At 57.8% G+C, this 17,020-nt stretch carries 15 protein-coding genes and 2 pseudogenes; 13 read left to right on the forward strand and 4 right to left on the reverse strand.

What is annotated here, in order from left to right:
• Positions 1-193 (forward strand): hypothetical protein (locus tag L6639_RS40955; RefSeq protein ID WP_237867090.1); only part of this gene is annotated, 193 nt, incomplete at its 5' end.
• Positions 194-1,024: 831 nt separating this feature from the next.
• Here L6639_RS40955 and L6639_RS40960 read toward each other — a convergent pair.
• The gene (locus tag L6639_RS40960) at positions 1,025-2,038 is read right to left on the reverse strand and encodes an LLM class flavin-dependent oxidoreductase (RefSeq protein ID WP_128955129.1); all 1,014 of its coding nucleotides are present in this window, start codon (positions 2,036-2,038) and stop codon (positions 1,025-1,027) included.
• A gap of 37 nt (positions 2,039-2,075) precedes the next feature.
• A complete protein-coding gene (gene hisC / locus L6639_RS40965) occupies positions 2,076-3,128 on the reverse strand; it encodes a histidinol-phosphate transaminase (RefSeq protein WP_232995662.1) in 1,053 nt (350 codons plus the stop codon).
• 655 nt (positions 3,129-3,783) lie between these two features.
• On the opposite strand from hisC, the gene L6639_RS43655 reads away from it, so the two are divergent.
• From L6639_RS43655 to L6639_RS43665, 3 genes and pseudogenes are all read left to right on the forward strand, one after another.
• Entirely contained in the window at positions 3,784-4,176 is a 393-nt protein-coding gene (locus L6639_RS43655) for a transposase (RefSeq protein WP_128929899.1), read from the forward strand.
• Positions 4,110-4,250 (forward strand): annotated as a pseudogene (locus L6639_RS43660) (IS3 family transposase); the annotation flags it as partial. The gene L6639_RS43655 and the pseudogene L6639_RS43660, both read left to right, overlap by 67 nt.
• Entirely contained in the window at positions 4,248-4,445 is a 198-nt protein-coding gene (locus L6639_RS43665) for a DDE-type integrase/transposase/recombinase (RefSeq protein WP_167506288.1), read from the forward strand. The pseudogene L6639_RS43660 and the gene L6639_RS43665, both read left to right, overlap by 3 nt.
• Before the next feature lie 151 nt (positions 4,446-4,596).
• Here the strand turns inward: L6639_RS43665 and L6639_RS40975 are convergent.
• A pseudogene (locus L6639_RS40975) lies at positions 4,597-5,135 on the reverse strand (IS30 family transposase); the annotation flags it as partial.
• Positions 5,136-5,695: 560 nt separating this feature from the next.
• On the opposite strand from L6639_RS40975, the gene L6639_RS40980 reads away from it, so the two are divergent.
• Positions 5,696-6,112 (forward strand): MerR family transcriptional regulator, encoded by a 417-nt coding sequence (locus L6639_RS40980; RefSeq protein WP_128929901.1) that lies wholly within the window; start codon positions 5,696-5,698, stop codon positions 6,110-6,112.
• A 205-nt stretch (positions 6,113-6,317) separates the two neighbouring features.
• On the opposite strand, the gene L6639_RS40985 is transcribed toward L6639_RS40980, so the two are convergent.
• Positions 6,318-7,259 carry a LysR family transcriptional regulator gene (locus L6639_RS40985; protein ID WP_128929902.1) on the reverse strand — a complete coding sequence of 314 codons (942 nt, stop codon included), beginning with the start codon at positions 7,257-7,259 and terminating at the stop codon, positions 6,318-6,320.
• A 698-nt stretch (positions 7,260-7,957) separates the two neighbouring features.
• Here L6639_RS40985 and L6639_RS40990 point away from each other — a divergent pair.
• From L6639_RS40990 to L6639_RS41025, 8 genes are all read left to right on the forward strand, one after another.
• A complete protein-coding gene (locus tag L6639_RS40990; protein WP_276575812.1) occupies positions 7,958-8,578 on the forward strand; it encodes a NodA family N-acyltransferase in 621 nt (206 codons plus the stop codon).
• 11 nt (positions 8,579-8,589) lie between these two features.
• Positions 8,590-9,234 (forward strand): chitooligosaccharide deacetylase NodB, encoded by a 645-nt coding sequence (gene nodB, locus L6639_RS40995; RefSeq protein WP_128930191.1) that lies wholly within the window; start codon positions 8,590-8,592, stop codon positions 9,232-9,234.
• A 7-nt stretch (positions 9,235-9,241) separates the two neighbouring features.
• Complete coding sequence (nodC, locus tag L6639_RS41000; protein ID WP_128929904.1) at positions 9,242-10,552, forward strand: chitooligosaccharide synthase NodC; 1,311 nt, start codon at positions 9,242-9,244, stop codon at positions 10,550-10,552.
• 80 nt (positions 10,553-10,632) lie between these two features.
• Complete coding sequence (locus L6639_RS41005; protein ID WP_128929905.1) at positions 10,633-11,241, forward strand: SAM-dependent methyltransferase; 609 nt, start codon at positions 10,633-10,635, stop codon at positions 11,239-11,241.
• A gap of 30 nt (positions 11,242-11,271) precedes the next feature.
• A complete protein-coding gene (nodU, locus tag L6639_RS41010; RefSeq protein WP_128930192.1) occupies positions 11,272-12,984 on the forward strand; it encodes a nodulation protein NodU in 1,713 nt (570 codons plus the stop codon).
• A gap of 8 nt (positions 12,985-12,992) precedes the next feature.
• Entirely contained in the window at positions 12,993-13,907 is a 915-nt protein-coding gene (gene nodI, locus L6639_RS41015; RefSeq protein WP_128929906.1) for a nodulation factor ABC transporter ATP-binding protein NodI, read from the forward strand.
• Positions 13,904-14,692: an ABC transporter permease gene (locus tag L6639_RS41020; protein WP_128929907.1), complete on the forward strand. Its 789-nt coding sequence runs from the start codon at positions 13,904-13,906 to the stop codon at positions 14,690-14,692. Before nodI ends, L6639_RS41020 begins: the two co-directional genes overlap by 4 nt.
• Positions 14,693-14,831: 139 nt before the next feature.
• Positions 14,832-16,865 (forward strand): carbamoyltransferase family protein, encoded by a 2,034-nt coding sequence (locus L6639_RS41025; protein ID WP_128929908.1) that lies wholly within the window; start codon positions 14,832-14,834, stop codon positions 16,863-16,865.
• Positions 16,866-17,020: the final 155 nt, after the last annotated feature.

The raw sequence follows: 17,020 nt of genomic DNA on the forward strand, positions 1-17,020 counted from the left end.
CGCTGCGCGACAATCAGAGTTCAACAAAACTCTTGCGCGCGACAATCATCGCGGCAATCATCATCAGGCCGCGACACGCCTCGCCATCCTGATTGCCGCGCACTTCCTACCCAGATTGCCGCGCTACATCAGCTCCCGTCGCTACGACCCCAATCGGGAATCCAACAGCCAGAGTGTACTCAGGGCTGGATAATCGTTGGGGGTCAGTCAAAGTCTACGGCTGCTGATGTAGTTCCAGAAGTTCCAAATGGGAGTCGCCAAGTTCCATGCCTTTGTCGGAACGAGCCGCCCGTCCAACAGTCAAGCACGGATGACGCCAGACTGGGGACAGACGCCGGCACTGTCGTCCCCGGAATGTCTACTGAAGGAGCAACAACGGCTCACATCTAGGGCCAAGTAATCTCACCCCACGCGCCAAATTGCTACCTCTCGGTAACATGGCATGATCCAATCCGTCGGGCAGGAATGACAAATTGGGGTTCGCTTGCTGGCTGTGGGCCCATCCGGTTTGGACCGTGCAAACCACAGCCACGGCAATCGAGGACGACGAACCGTCCGTGATGACGACTACCGCATCCTGCTCGCATCTCGACAAAAGCTCGACAAGTTCACAAACCTTCATCTTCCTAACCAACTTCTCGCCATCTAACCTCCTACTACAACAGCTTCTGTCTCTCTTTGACATTTCGCATTGCTCGGCTGACTGATCCGCCCTCAGTCGGTCGTCACTCTCCTGTTAAATACAGAGCCCACCTCGAGGTCATCGGACCTCGCCACCTTGCGAGGCACCACCACTCGCTCGTTCAGCGCCCGGAAAGCCCGCCGAATGAGCAGACCTGGAGTACTCACCCGCGCCGCCTGGGACAACCATGCTTCGAACACTTGATGTGCCCGCTCGACTGCACTAGGTGCAGCCGAGCGGGCATCCGCTTCACAGGCGCTCGACCTGGCGCCGCAGCGCCTGTCCAGAGAGGATCATGGGCTTCAGCCCACCGAAAGGTTTATCACTCTTATCCTAAGAGGTTCATGGGCCGCCTCCCGCCATAAGTTCGGACCGGAGAATAGTCGCCGTGTTCAAGGCCGCAACAAGCGGGAGATCGCCAAAGGCCACTTGGCAGAGAAGATAGTTAGCTCCCGCTTGCTCCAGGTGATCAATAAGGACACTTCGCACAGAAGCGGCGGTTCCGACAACGCACAATTCACTTTCAATTGCTGCTTCGAAGGTTGGCGGAAGGTTCGGAGGGGCAGGTACCCCGCTGAGATCATAAAGGACCCTAAAGCTCGTGAGCCATCTGTCGTAAGCCGCTGCAGCTAGCGAATACGCATGAGCTTCCGAAGTGTCTGCTACAATCATGCGAAGCAAACCGACAAGCGGAGCCCCTCCGCGCCAATTGCACGCGCGGTACGCGTCAGTCGATTTCCGAACCATAGAGGCCGGGCCAATGCTCGCGATATTGGCACCGATCTCAGCGGCCGCTCGCGCAGAGCCGGGCTGGCTCACGGGAATCCAGGTCGGTGGATGGGGACGCTGATAAGGCGTAATTGCTAACGGCACTTCGTGGAGGCGATAATGCTGACCTTCGTAGGACAAGGTCCCGCCTCGCATCGCTCTGGTCAAGATCTCCATTCCTTCGGAATACAGCTCGCGAGCGCTCTCTGCGCTAACCCCGAAGTACCCCAATTCAATCGGTAGAGAGCCCCACCCGATACCGAGCTCAAGACGACCGCCGCTCAAATGATCCAGCATGCATGCCTCTTCATAGGCCCGAAGGGGGTGCTGAAGGCTTAGCAGCATGACCATCGGCCCGATGCGGAGCTGCTTCGTACGCTGCGCAACGCTCGACAGAAATACGTTAGGCGAGGGCGATCGCCCGTGCGGTGTGCAATGGTGCTCGGCAAGATGGTACGCGTGGTATCCCAACCGGTCACACGCTTCGGCCAACACCAGTCGATCGTTATACTGCTGCGATAAGTCGAGACCGTCTTCGTCCAAGTGGTCAAAGATTCCAAGCCGTATTCGACGTGATACATTTGTCACGTTAGTCCTCCCGATTTGACGAAATCGTTCTCATTAATCAGATCAGCCCCCCAGCAATGCCACTGACCACAGATAAACAGGTGTCCATCTGCTCCGCCGCACCTATTGAGATTCTTATGAAGCCCCCAAGGTCCCCCTCGGGAAACACCGCAACGTTCACATTCTTCCTCTCTAAGGCTTGCTGCCACCATCTACCGTCGTACCCAAGCGGTACGCGAGCCAATACAAAGTTTGCATGTGATGGCAGGACATAGAATCCAAGCGCCGACAGCGCCACCATAGTTCTCTCCCTTTCCTGAACAATGCATTCAATGCACTGATCGTAGGCATTACGATGCTCGAGGATGCTGACGCCAACGGACTGGCTAATCACGCTCATGTTGAAAGGGTTCTGTATGCTACGCAGTCTTGCAATCACCCGCGGGTTACCGAGGCCAAAGCCGATGCGAAGGCCCGCTGCAGCGTAACTCTTCGAAAACGTCCTTAGCAGCAGAAGATTCTGATATCGGTCGATCAGACCCAGTGCATTGTCTGGAGCAAAGTCGACATACGCCTCATCGAGCACGATAAGCTGATCCGTTTCAGCGACCAGTCGCTCAATTTCCGCGATCTGAACGAATGTCCCTGTTGGGTTATTTGGGTTGGCGAGCACGATGAACTTTGCGTCTCCTGCCGCCTGCCGAACACTTTGGCTCGCCGGCAGAGCATTGTGATCGGCCCAATCAACTTCAAGCAAGCGCGCTCCGTTCACCGCCGCCAATTTATGATTGAACGAAAAGCCGGGCGACAACATTCCGACAGTATCGCCAGCGGCAAGAAACCCCCGGTAAATAAGTGCGAGAATCTCCGATGAGCCATTTCCTGCGATCACCTGCTCGACAGAGACCCCATAGGCTCGCGCGGCCGCTGATCGTAAGCCGCCGCTGTCCTCCTCCGGATACCTATTGTGGGTTCCAATCGCGGCAAACGCAGCCCGCATGACTACGTCAGGCATCGGGAACGGGTTTTCGTTCCTGTTGAGGTTCACGCATGGCAGCGAGTACGCAGCGATCCCGGCGGATCTGCCTTCCGCGAGACTCCTGTCTGCCATAGCATGTCGATGAAGGTATTCCTCGTCACCTGACATCCAGATCCTCCTCTATGCAGCCCGACATCCGCCTGCTGCCGCAGGTCGCGCTGCTTTCCCTATCTCTGTTGCGGACCAGCCGCACCTCACCTCTTGGTTTGTTCAAAGCCGGTCACAGTGCCCCACATTGGGCTCTATGGGTTCGGTTGAAGACACTCGAGGCTGTCACACAGCAAGGCGTCAAAATGCAGCCCTAACCGACAGCATCTAGCGCGATCGCCATAGCCATTGCTTACCAATCGAGCTCACTCGGCACGCCTGTGCGCTTCCACCTTTTCCGTGTACAACCTGACCCTGCGGTCGATTCAAGTGGTTTATCCCAAGGCCGCTCCTGCAGACCGACATTAATCAGCTGGAAGCACACACAATCCGAACCAATAATGCCGCCGTTCACAGATCACTCCTTTCGCCACAGGGCCGCCAAAAGCAAACCGCCTGCCCCCCGGCCTGTTCAAATGACCTGTTGAGCCTCTGCCGCTGAATGCCGCACCGATCAGAAACAGCCCGGTGCCACACCGCACATTGGCTCCGGATATTACCGATCTCCCTTGTTGCACCCGTGAACCTCCTCCGAATTGATGGACACCTGTAGTAGGCTCGAAGAGCCAGGAGGTGTCGGATGGAAGGACGTCAGCGTCGGTCGCTTACGGACGACTACAAGCGGCAAGCGGTTGATCTCGTAACATCGAGTTGGCGCTCGATCGGATCTGTTGCCAAGGAGCTTGGCTTGCGAGAGTCCGTGCTGCGGCGGTGGGTGGAGCAGCGAGGGGTTCGGCTGCAGCCGACGGCGGCGGCGCGGCGCCCCACGACGCGGGCGACGCTGCCGTCGGCGGACCACGCGGCAGAGATCGCGCGTTTGCAGCGAGAGAACGAGCGGCTGCGCATTATGCCTGGCGCTCGCGCCCGGGGAGCCGACGATCTGCTGCCAATCGTGACCTCGTCGACGACATCAGGCGGGTCCACCGCGACACCCGCGGGCGTTATGGCAGCCCGCGTATCCATGCCGAGTTGAAGGATCAGGGCCGCGGGGCGAGCCGTGGTCGCATCGAGCGGTTGATGCGGCGTCACGGCAGCAGGGCCATCATGGCGCGGCCACGTCGGGTGCGGACCACCGACAGCCGCCACGACCTGCCGATCGCCCCCAATCTGCTCGACCGCAACTTCATCGCCACTGCGCCGAACCGGATCTGGCTGGCCGATATCACCTACATCGAGACCGATCAGGGCTGGCTCTATCTGGCTGCCGTCATGGATCTGTACAGCCGCAGGATTGTCGGCTAGGCGATGGCGGATCATTTGCGCGCCGAGCTGGCCTTGGCGGCGTTGCGGATGGCGATCGCGGCGCGGCGGCCAAGTGCCGGCCTGATCCACCATTCCGATCGCGGCGTTCAAGGCGGATTCAAGCGGTCGTCGCAACACAGATTGTGTTCACTCACGATAGCAACTCGTCAAGGGCCTCTGCCGGCGTTTTCTAACCCAGGGTTTTTCTCGGTCGAGCATTGAGGGCCGCGGCCACAGCGGCGATCTCGTCGGCGCTGTGGCCGCTCAGGTCGGTGCCTTTCGGGAAGTACTGACGCAGCAGCCCATTTGTGTTCTCGTTGGTGCCACGCTGCCATGGGCTTTGCGGATCGCAGAAGTAGATTTGGACACCCGCGTCGATCTTAAGACGATCGTGCTGAGCCATTTCAGCTCCCTGATCCCAGGTCAGCGAACGACGCAGCTCTTCGGGCAAGCTGATGATGGTGCGCGTAATCGCGCCGCGCACCGCTTCAGCTCCGTGCCCTGCGAGAGCAGGCCCATTCTTCATGCGCGGAGCTTCGCCATGCCCCGCAACCCGGGGAAGATGCAGCAGCATCGTGAAGCGCGTCGTACGCTCAACCAGCGTGCCGATCACCGAGCTGCCAAGACCAAGGATGAGGTCTCCCTCCCAGTGACCGGCACCGCGCGATCGGCCGCTTCGGCGGGGCGTTGTCGCTTAAACTCGCTCCTCTAGGCGGGGGCACCTGAGAGCTTCTCCGTGCCCGGGCCGAGGAGCCTGCGTTTTTTCAAGTCTCCGGTCCTACGCGCCCCAGGTCCGTCTCCGTTCTGCCTCATAGCAGCCAAACCCCTTTGTAAGGAGCCGCGCCGACGTGACGGATTTGAATACAAGCTAAGGGACCACGTTGCATATGCCAGGCCGCATCTATACTCCCGAAGACCTCTTAATGCTCGGACGTCTTCTTGATGAGGCCGTCGTTGCGCTCCCCGATTGCATGCGAACTCCTGCGAATCGCACAGCACTCGCGACGCTCATTCTTGAACGCACGTCCGCCGCGGACGATCTGCGTTCATTTGTCAGGCTGATGCAGCTTGTAGCGCCCTCAACGTAGTTCAGGCCGGATGCGCTATTAGCGCAATATTGCGCTACATGGCCTGCCGCAACACCCGCGTATCGCAAGCTTCGTTCGATCTACGACACGCCGCCGCCCTGCCAGGCAAGCGGTCCGAAAGCGCTTGAACCTCCCCTGGCGTCAGGTTGTACAGGTCCGGCTATGAACAGGCCTTCATTCTATAAGCGTCGGTGGCGGCGCATTGGTGAACTTGCAGATGCCACCGGCGTCACGGTGCGGGCATTGCGTCACTATGAGCAGACAGGACTGCTCACTGCTTCTCAGCGTACGTGCGGCGGCCATCGCATGTACGACGCCGACAGTTTGACACGCGTTTACCACATAGTCGCACTTCGCCGGCTCGGCCTTTCGCTTCAGGAAATCCGGAGCGCTCTTGAAGGACGCTCGTCTCTTTCGCGTTTGTTGAGCGAGCAGCTGGAACGTGCAGAGCGCGAAGTGATGCGCGCAACCGCCGTCCGCGATCTGCTGCGCCGCCTCGCTCAGAATGTCGACGCAGATGTCCGGCTAGACGAGCTACCCAACCATCTGAACCGACCTCCGGGTAAAGTCGACATGTGAGTACCTCTGCTCGAACGGCGCGCTCGGCGGCAATCAGAGTGGGGCCGTCGCCTGTCTGGACGCCGCTGCGCGACACCGTTTCCGACGACCAACAAGGGCATGCGGGTCATTTGCTGCGGCCAACCCGTGTCACGTGGAGGCCAGTAATTGAAGGCTTAGCGCGACATGCTCCGCCGCGTCTGAACGGCCCCAATTGGGGGACGCGCTACTCAGGAGCCAGGCTTGGTTCCTCCTGTGACGAACCGAGGCGAGCGGCTTCCTCAAGCAAGACCTGGCGCATCCACTTGCTTGCAGGCTCATTGTTGTGCAGTGCAGGCCATTGCAGCGTCTCCGTAAAGCCAGGCAACGGCAGGGGAAGCTTTGCAACGCGCAAGGGTAGCGATTTTGCGAAATGCCGCACCAACGTTGCCGGCATGGTCGCTACCCGGTTCGTCCCGACGAGCATGTGGGGCATCATGCTGAAGCCCTGAACCACGACCTCCACGCGCCGCTTAACTCGATGCTCCTGCATGAACCATTCGTCGATTGACGGGACGCGAGAACGGCCGAACCGGACAGCAACGTGCCCCATGGACATGTAGCTTGAGAACGTCAGCGGTCGCGCCAATCGCTTGTTGGAACGGCAGCCCACGCAAACCAGCGTCTCATCAAATAGCGTGGCCTTCGGATGCTCATCCGTCGTGTACACGTCGGGAAGAATGATAAAGTCGACCGCACCCCGCTGAAGGGGGTGGTCGAATGGATCGGCCAGTGGCATCAGCTCGAATTTGATGCCGGGCGCCTCTCGCGCGACGCGCTCAATCACCTTGCGAATAAGCACGATAGCCGCGAAATCGGACATGCAAAGGCGAAAACGGCGATTTGATTCGTCCGGCCTAAAGGGCTCGCGAGACGTGATGGAAAGCTGAATGTGCAGTAACGCTTCGCGAGTAGGTGAGGCGAGAGCCTCTGCGCGTGGGGTCAGGACAAGTTCACGGCCGCTCATCGTGAACAACTCGTCCTTGAAATACGCACGCAGGCGGGCGACCGCCGCACTCATTGCGGGCTGGCTCAAGTTGATGCTGCGTGCTGCTGCCGTCAAGTTACGCTCTGCTATCAGGGCATCAAGAGCGACGAGCAGATTTAGATCTAGGCCACGAAACCGCATTGTTCATTCATCCGCAGTGTAGATGTAACTCATCTAAACAATCGATTTTACCCGCGCGCGCCACGATGGAATAAAAGTGACGTGTCCGACGCAACACGTTAGATTTTGGAGACCACGATCGTGGCGCTGCGCATTGAACATAGTGAACCGCGAATCATAGCGACACCGCCCCAGGCATTTCTTGAAGCTCACATATGGTCTCAGCCCTGCAGACCCCTTGGTCTCGCGACCCAGTTATCAAGCGGCAATGGGCTCTTTACAACGATCAATCGGACAGCGCGCCCCATCCAATCGACACCACCATGCGTGCCCCTTGCAAACAGCAACAGGCGCTATCCCAGTTCGAGCGCGCCATGTCTTACATTAGTAGCCCGTACCAGTTCACACATTCAAACCACCTCGATCACCCCATCAAACATCTTTAAGGCGAGTAATACATCAGAGGTGCTTTGTCTCGCAACTCGCAGGACGCCGATATGTCCGCGAAAGGACGCCGATATACCATCGTATATTGTACAACCTGACCGCACCCACCTTCTTTCTAGCAGGATTCCTGTAGGGCTCCCGCGGCCTGCTACGCATTGCGCCGCATTCCCAAGTCGTTCTTCGCCGAACCGCAGGAGAGCGCCTGCAGCAGCCCCGTGCGCTCGATTCCGTGCGCACCCTGCTGTAGCGCCTCACCTCATGCATACACGGCAATGAAGCCAAACGTAGGAGATGGGTCGATGCGCCCCCCAATACAGTGGCGGACGTGCTGGGAGAATGAGTTGGAGCTATCGGATCATATCCAGCTCTCGGCATTCTTACGAGCGGCTTACGGACCGACCGGAACGTTCAATGCACGTCCCTTTGAGGGCTATCGGAGCTGGGCGGGTGCGAGGCCCGAGCTCCGATGTGTCGGCTACGACAGCAGGGGCGTTGCGGCTCATCTTGGCGCGCTGCGACGGTTCATCAAGGTCGGCGATGCCGACGTGTTGGTGGCCGAACTCGGATTGTACGCGGTACGCCCCGACCTAGAGGGTCTGGGAGTGCCACACTCTGTACGCGCAATGTATCCTACACTACACCTGATGGGCGTTCCTTTCGGATTTGGCACAGTCCGTCATGCGCTCAAAACGCACATCACGAGGTTGCTCGATCGCCCAGGGCTGGCCTCGATCATTCCGGGTATACGCGTCCGTTCTACGCTGGCGGAGGTCTATCCTGCTTTGCCGCCCACGCGAACAGACGACGCTCTTCTCGTCGTTTTGCCTGTCGGAAAGCCGTTGAGCGAATGGCCGCCCGGAACGACAATTGAGCGAAACGGGCCCGAACTGTGACAGGCCTCTCTATGCACTTAACAAGCGTTGGCGATGGCAGGCAGTATGCTGACTCACCAAGCGTCCACTTGACGTTCGACGACGGGCCGCACTCTTTTTATACCCCGCACATCTTAGACATCCTCTCCCAACATAACGTGCCGGCGACGTTCTGCGTCATCGGCAGATATGCAGCAGAACATCCGCACATTACGCGCAGGATAGTTTCCGACGGACACGAACTCGCAAACCACACCATGAACCATCCCGATCTCTCGAAATGCGAGCCAACGAAAGTCGCGTCGGAGATTGCACACGCGAACTGTGCCATTAAGTCGGCTTGCCCGGAGGCTCGGCTCCGACATGTGCGTGCGCCATATGGGCTCTGGACCGAACATGTGCTCTCCTGCGCCGCGAGCGCTGGGCTCGGCGCACTTCACTGGTCTGTAGACCCTCGCGACTGGTCTCGGCCTGGTGCGGATGCGATCGTCAGCGCGGTACTGAGCTCCATCCAACCTGGAGCCATTGTTCTTTTGCACGATGGCTGCCCTCCCGATGAACGCAATTGGGGTCATGATCAAAGGCTGCGCGATCAGACAGTATGCGCCGTCAGCCAGCTAATTCCCGCATTGCACAGTCGCGGCTTTGCAATTCGTCCCATTCCTCACTTTCACTGAGACCAGAATGAGCCTGCTTGTGACCGCCAGCACTGCCGCGATTGGATCATACACAATCCTTTCAGCGTTTTATAAGAGCGCTCAAATGATCTATGCAATAAAGAGCCGGGCCTCATCGCCGCCACTCACGGACGTCGATCACGAAACGATGCCCAGTGTCGACGTTATCGTTCCTTGCTACAATGAAACGCCAGACACCCTGTCGGCGTGCTTAGGCTCGATTGCCGCCCAGGATTTTACTGGACGACTGCGCGTCTATGTCGTTGACGATGGCTCTCAAAACCTCGCTGCTGTCAAAGCTGTCCACGACGCTTACGCGCAAGATACACGATTTCGCTTTATCATTCTGCGAAAGAACGTAGGCAAGAGGAAGGCGCAGATTTGTGCCATCCGGCAGTCATCTGGAGACCTGGTTCTCAACGTCGACTCTGATACGACGCTCGCAGTCGATGTCGTCACAAAACTAGCAGCTAGCATGCACGAGCCGGAAGTTGGTGCCGCTATGGGCCATCTGGTCGCGACCAATCGGGATCGCACTTGGCTCACGCGGCTCATCGACATGGAGTACTGGCTTGCTTGTAACGAAGAACGCGCTGCACAAGCCAGCTTCGGTGCTGTTATGTGCTGCTGCGGACCCTGCGCCATGTATCGCCGTTCGGCTCTTACATCGCTGCTCGACAAGTATGAAACGCAATATTTCCGCGGGAAGCCCAGTGATTTCGGCGAGGATCGTCACCTCACAATACTTATGCTGCAGGCAGGGTTTCGAACTGAATACGTTCCAGATGCGATAGCCGCAACCGTCGTTCCCGACAGGCTCGGACCTTATTTGCGTCAACAACTACGCTGGGCACGCAGTACGTTCCGCGACACGCTGCTAGCACTGCGGCTGCTGCCTCATCTTAATGGCTATCTCACATTAGATGTTATCGGACAGAACCTTGGCCCTCTTCTTTTGGCTCTGTCCATAATGACCGGGCTCGCTCAGCTTGCGACCACGCACACCATACCATGGTTGACGATCGTTGCTATTTCATCGCTAACGCTGATGCGGTGCACCACAGCGGCGATTCGTGCTCGTGAGGTGCGATTTCTTGGCTTCGCGTTGCACACGCCAATCAATCTGTTCCTAGTGCTTCCCTTGAAAGCCTATGCATTGTGTACATTGGATAACAGTAACTGGCTCTCCCGTACGACGCCTCCGGCATCACTCTGCGGGGCTCCGGAAACGATCCACGAACGTGACGCCTGTCACCATGATGCCGCTCGGCGACAGCCGGCAGCGCTGGCGGTCACCGGGGAGGGGACCACCCGTTAAGGCGCTCCAACGCTCGGCCTGTGATCTAGGACCGCGCTCAAACGCGGCGAAAACAAGCGCACTAAAGTAAGGAAGGGTGAATGACATTCGATAAGGTACTGCGCTTGCTCGAGCGGGAGATGGAGGCGGACGACCCGTGGCGGCTCAACGCGAACCCATTCGAGCAAGAGCGCCACGCGCACTTGCTCCGTCTGTGCCTCGCGGAAGGCGCGGTCGGTAACGCGCTTGAGGTGGGTTGCGCAGCGGGCGTCTTCACGGCAAAGCTGGCGCCCCACTGCCAGCAACTCGTAGCAATCGACGTTCTGCCGCGTGCGATCACTCGAGCAAGGGAGCAAGCTCAATGGCCTCATATCGCCTGGCACATCTCTGACGTGCGGGACCTCAACGCAACTAATCCATTCGACCTGATCGTGGTGGCGGAAGTGCTTTATTATCTTGAAGATACCGGCCAGATGGGTGACGCCATCGAGAAGCTCACGCGAATGCTGGCGCCCAGCGGACGGCTCGTTTTCGGATCAGCGCGTGACGCCTCTTGTCAGCGTTGGGGGCATCCTGCGGGTGCCGAAACAATGCTTGATGTTTTGAATGAACATCTGGTCGAGACTGAGCGCGTACAATGCCGTGGCGCGAGCATCGACGAAGATTGTTTGATTGCGTCTTTTCGCACTAAGTCGAACTTGCCAGACTAGTGCATTCGCTGCGGCGAACACGGAGTGACTATGCGAATCTGTGGAATCAAGCTGACACATGACGGAGCGGTTGCCGTTGTGGAAGATGGGCGCTTGCTCTTCTGCATAGAGCAAGAAAAGAGAGCCAATAATCCACGCTATCAAGCCATCACCGACCTCTGCGCAGTCACTCTCGCGCTGGCCGAACACGGCTTAAGGCCCACGGATGTTGACCGATTTGTCATCGACGGCTGGGACGGGCTGACGCACTCGCAATTTGATGTCCTAAGTGAAGGGGTGCCGCTCACCATTAAGGGAGCGCCATATATCGAGTCCCACGAAAACACGCTCCTCACGCCCTATGCCGGGTCGGGCCTCGTCCTCGATCGGGTGCCTTTACGTTATCATAGCTATGCTCACGTAGCCGGCCACGTGGCCGGCGCTTACTGTACCAGTGCTTTCGCCAAAGCCCGAGCCCCTGCATTGTGCTTAGTGTGGGACGGCTGCATCTTTCCGCGCCTGTATCATGTAGATCCGACCGGAGCCCGCTTCCTCGACACTCTTTTCCCTTTCATCGGCCATGCCTATGCTATCGCTGGGCAGCACTTCGGGCCCTATCGTCAAGCCAGCAGGGCAGGCTGGGATCTTGGTGTCGCAGGTAAGCTTATGGCGTATATCGGGCTAGGCGCTCTCGATGAGGGCATTCTGGCAGTCTTTCAAGAGATGTATGAAGCGTGTCTAGCCGGTCCTTCCGAGCGTGCTCGCGCTTACCGTGCCAGCATAAACGATCCTGAAGCCTTACTTGCCGCCACTGACTGGTTTTTCGAGGCATGCGGTCGTCGGCTCACCGGTACGCCTTCCGAAGATGTACTCGCATCTTTTCACGTTTTTCTGGAGCGGCTGCTGGAGCAAGAAATAGGACTTGCTCTGCTACGGCACTCAGGTCTTCCGGGCTTACGGCACCTGTGCATCGCTGGAGGGTGTGGACTTAATATAAAGTGGAATAGTGCTCTGCGCGCGACGGGATTGTTTGATTCAGTTTGGGTACCCCCGTTTCCAAATGATAGCGGCTCAGCAATTGGCGCGGCTTGCGCCGCCATGGCCGAGCCAAACGCTTTGACTCCTTTGGAGTGGTCAGTTCACAGCGGACCGGCCTTGACCGGAAGCAACCCATCAGGCCAATGGGAGGCTTTGCCCTGTACCATCGTAGAGCTTGCGGCTCTCATCGCTACAGGCAAGCCCGTAGTGTTCCTCACCGGCCTCGCGGAGCTCGGACCCAGAGCACTCGGCGGCCGCAGTATTATTGCGGCTGCAACCTCCAAGGAGATGAAAGACCTTCTGAACGATATCAAGCTACGGGAACGATTTCGTCCCGTCGCTCCTATTTGCCTCGAGGACCGGGCTGCTGAAATTTTCGATCCCGGCAGCCCAGATCCTTACATGCTCTTCGACCATCAAACCCGTCGCGAATGGCGGACAAAAGTTCCCGCTATCGTGCACCTGGATGGTTCTGCCCGATTGCAAACAATCTCCCGAACGTCTCCGCAAAAGATCGCTGCTCTTCTGGTCGAGTATGAGAAACTTACAGGAATTCCGCTGCTCTGCAACACGAGCGCCAACCATCCTGGCCGGGGGTTTTTTCCTGATGTTGCTAGCGCTTGTGACTGGGGTCGCGTCGACCATGTTTGGTGCGACGGCTTTCTCTGGCAACGATCCGTCGAAGCTGGTCTGACATTATCCAATTCCGCTCTGGTCACTGACTAAGACAGCCTATGTCCAATCCAGCGATTCAACTGACTGACGTCCAAAAGACTTATCATGATCGAGGCGTCGTACGGGGTCTGACCTTTAGCGTCGCTAAGGGAGAGTGTTTCGGGCTACTCGGTCCAAATGGGGCGGGTAAAAGCACGATCGTTCGGATGATCCTCGGCCTCATATCGCCCGATGCCGGCCGGATCACTGTTTTGGGTGAGCAGGTGCCGGCACGCGCCCGTTTGGCGCGCGCGGGCATCGGCGTCGTCCCACAAGTTGATAATCTCGAGGATGCGTTCACTGTGCGCGAAAATCTCCTCATATTTGGACGGTACTTTGGACTGAATACGCGCGAAAGTGAGGAGGCTGTGCCTTCGCTGCTCGAATTTGCGCGACTTGAGGGTAGAGCAGAGTCACGGGTCGCGGATCTGTCCGGCGGCATGAAGCGACGTCTCGTGCTGGCCCGTGCCCTGATCAACGATCCACAACTGCTCATCATGGATGAACCCACGACCAGCCTCGATCCCCACGCCCGCCACTTGATTTGGGAACGCCTGCGTCTTCTGCTCGCTCGAGGAAAGACTATCCTGCTGACGACCCACTTCATGGAAGAGGCTGAACGACTTTGCGATCGCCTCTGCGTGCTAGAGAATGGACGTAAGATCGCCGAGGGTGCGCCCAATGCTCTGATCGACTCTCAGATTGGCTGTGATGTCCTCGAGGTCTACGGCGGAAACCCACTCGAGCTCCGTGCGATAATAGAGCCTCACGCTTCGCGCATCGAGGTGAGGGGAGAGACGCTGTTTTGCTACGCGCCGGATCAGGCGGCGGTGCGGCTTCGGCTTCGTGGATGCACCGGTCTGCGCCTTCTGGAGCGGCCGCCTAACCTGGAAGACGTCTTCCTGCGGTTGACGGGACACAGGATAGACGCATGAAGACGATATCCAAAGCAGCCTTGCCATCGGACGCACTCAGTTGGATCAGCGTGTGGCGCCGCAACTATCTGGCATGGAGGAAGGCCGCCGCTGCTTCGCTGCTTGGCAACTTGGCCGACCCGTTGACCAACCTCTTGGGTCTCGGCTTTGGGCTCGGCCTGATTGTCGGCAATGTAGACGGTCACTCATATGTCGATTTCTTGGTCGGCGGAATGGTGGCAACCAGCGCTATGACCGCGGCAAGCTTCGAAACTCTGTACGGAACGTTCGCTCGCATGCGCAGCCAACGAACCTGGGACGCAATGATGTGCACTCCGCTCACGCTGGGTGATATCCTCCTCGGTGAATTGGTTTGGGCAGCAAGCAAGGCCACTTTGGCGGGCACCGGAATCGCGCTTGTTGCTACGGGGCTTGGCTATGGCACCTTATTATCCACGTTCTATTGTTTCCCCGCTCTCGCCCTCACCGGCCTTGCGTTCGCGAGCGCGGCGCTCGTCGTTGTCGCGATTGCCCCAAGCTACGACTATTTTGTGTTCTACCAGACTCTCATCTCGACCCCTATGGTGTTCCTATCCGGGGCAGTCTTTCCCGTTGCGCACCTTCCGCCCGCTCTCCAGTTGGCTGCAGCCGCGTTACCTTTGGAACATTCGATTGCGCTAATACGGCCTGCAATGCTCGGGCTACCACTCGATAGCATCGGCGCGCATGTTGGTGTCCTTTTCGCTTACGCAGTACTGCTCTTCTTACTGTCGGCAAAGCTATTTCGGCGACGCTTATCACACTGACGATGCCCAGCCGCTTAATGAACGCACACCCTGTTTCTCGGCCTGCGCTTGCCGGCCTATTCGCGTTCAACGTCGCGGACGTTTCATTACCCGGCCGCCCTAAAGATCATGATTACTACCACACTTGCTGGAGGATAGAATGCTGTGTCTTGGATTGAGCGGCGGATTGGATAAGGTCCATGAATATCGACCTGCACTCTCGCACACATTCTTGCATGATGGCGCAGCTGTCATGGTGCGTGACGGGCGTGTGTTAGCCGCGGTTGAAGAAGAACGCCTAAACCGAATTAAGCATTCCAACAAATTTCCCGCCCAGGCCATCCGCTACTGCCTGGCTGCTGCGGGAGCGCAATTAAAGGACATCGATCGCATCGCATTCTATGCAACCGAGTCCTATTGCAACGCGATGCTTCGGCTTTTGTTTGGTTCGGAGACGCAGAGTGGCATCCCTCTCGACGCCAGAACCCTTCTACAGCTTATGCTATCGCAGGAGTTTGATACAGAGATCGAGCCATCGCGCTTGTCATTCGTCAGTCACCATCATGCGCATGCAACAAGTGCTTTTGCTGTGTCCGGCTATGACGAAGGTCTAGTCTTGGCAATCGACGGCGGCGGTGATTTCCTCTCCGGGATGGTGGCCATTGGATCGGGAAGTCGTCTTACTCAACTACATACCTTCCCAGAGGACGGTTCCCTCGGATTGTTTTACTTAGAGGCAATCAAGTGCCTCGGTTATGGCTTGTTCGACGAGTACAAGGTTATGGGCCTTGCTCCGTACGGGGACTCCTCGCGTTTCCGAGAACTATTTCAGCAATTCTACGAATTAAAGGAGAACGGTGGCTACAAGATACATTTGAACGACATCGCTCCGGCGTTAGAGCACGACATACACGTTCGCGGCAAGGGAATGCCGTTCACCCAAGAGCATAAAGATGTTAGTGCAGCCTTGCAGGAGGCCTTGGAACGTATTGTTTTTCATGTTCTCAGGCATTACCGTGAGGTGACCGGCATGAAGCGGCTATGCTTGGCTGGTGGTGTCGCCCACAACTGCACCATGACCGGTAAGTTGCTCTATACAGGACTATTTGATGATATCTTCGTGCAGCCCGCGGCGCACGATGCTGGATGCGCACTCGGCGCTGCTCTCATGGTTTCCGAAGAACAAGGACGTCCCGCACCCCGTGAGCGGCTTCAGCATGTCTATTGGGGCCCGGCACTTGGGGATGACCATGCTGTAGAGCGAGAGGTTGCTGCATGGCGCGGGCATATCGACGTGCAAAGAAGCGCGAACGTGGCGAGCGTGGTAGCTGAATGGATAGCCAACGGTTCGGTTGTTGGCTGGGTCCAAGGCCGCTCCGAATTTGGACCGCGCGCCCTCGGTAACCGCAGCATTGTTGCTGACCCCAGACCAGCAAAGAATAAGGACCGCATAAACGCCATCGTTAAAAAACGCGAGGGCTACCGGCCGTTTGCACCTTCCGTATTGGAGGAACATGCCGCTGAGTTTTTCGATCTTCCTAAGACCGCGGGAGCTTTTCCGTTCATGAACTTTGTCGTTCAAGTTCGTGATTGCAAGCGAAGTGTGCTTGGTGCGGTTACGCACGTCGATGGTACAGCACGGCTGCAGACGGTGTCACGTAGATCGAACCCGCGGTACTGGGAGCTGATTAATCAATTCCACAAGCGGACGGGCGTCCCTGTCCTCCTCAATACATCTTTCAACAACAATGTCGAACCGATCGTGCAGTCGGTTACCGACGCAATGGTCACGTTCCTTACGACAGATCTTGACGCCCTCGTGATCGGATCGCTTCTCATCACGAAGCGCGTCGCCACGCCGGAGGACTGGGCTGCGCTCCGCGTTTCCTTACCGGCCTACACTTCACTTCGCCGTACCCCGGATCACGTCACCGCAGAGTGTCGGGAGATCGTCTGCGAGACTTATACCACCTTCTCCGATGGCGGCGCTGTGCGCATCTCGCCCGATCTATTCGAGTTGCTGCATGGAATCAAAGGGGACGCCGCCCTCGGCGAGCTTCTCGCTCACGTAAAGGGCGAGCGGCGCGACGCAATCATCCTTGAACTTCGGCAGTTGTGGGAAAAGCGCCGCATCTGCTTGCGTCCCGCCGCCAACAATCTGGGAGATCTGCGCGATCAGGCGCATGCGACTTGATAGGTATCTCTTTGTCTAGCTAGCGAACGGCAATCCATAACCGACCTCTTGGTCGCGAAGCGGACAAGCTCTCGCAACCTAACATACGGCTCGCGACGGCCTGGCGGACGATAACACTGCCGGTACTTTCCTGCCGTCCAGGGTGAGCAACTTAT

The organism is Bradyrhizobium zhengyangense (assembly GCF_022012555.1).
GTDB classification, from domain to species: Bacteria; Pseudomonadota; Alphaproteobacteria; order Rhizobiales; family Xanthobacteraceae; genus Bradyrhizobium; species Bradyrhizobium zhengyangense.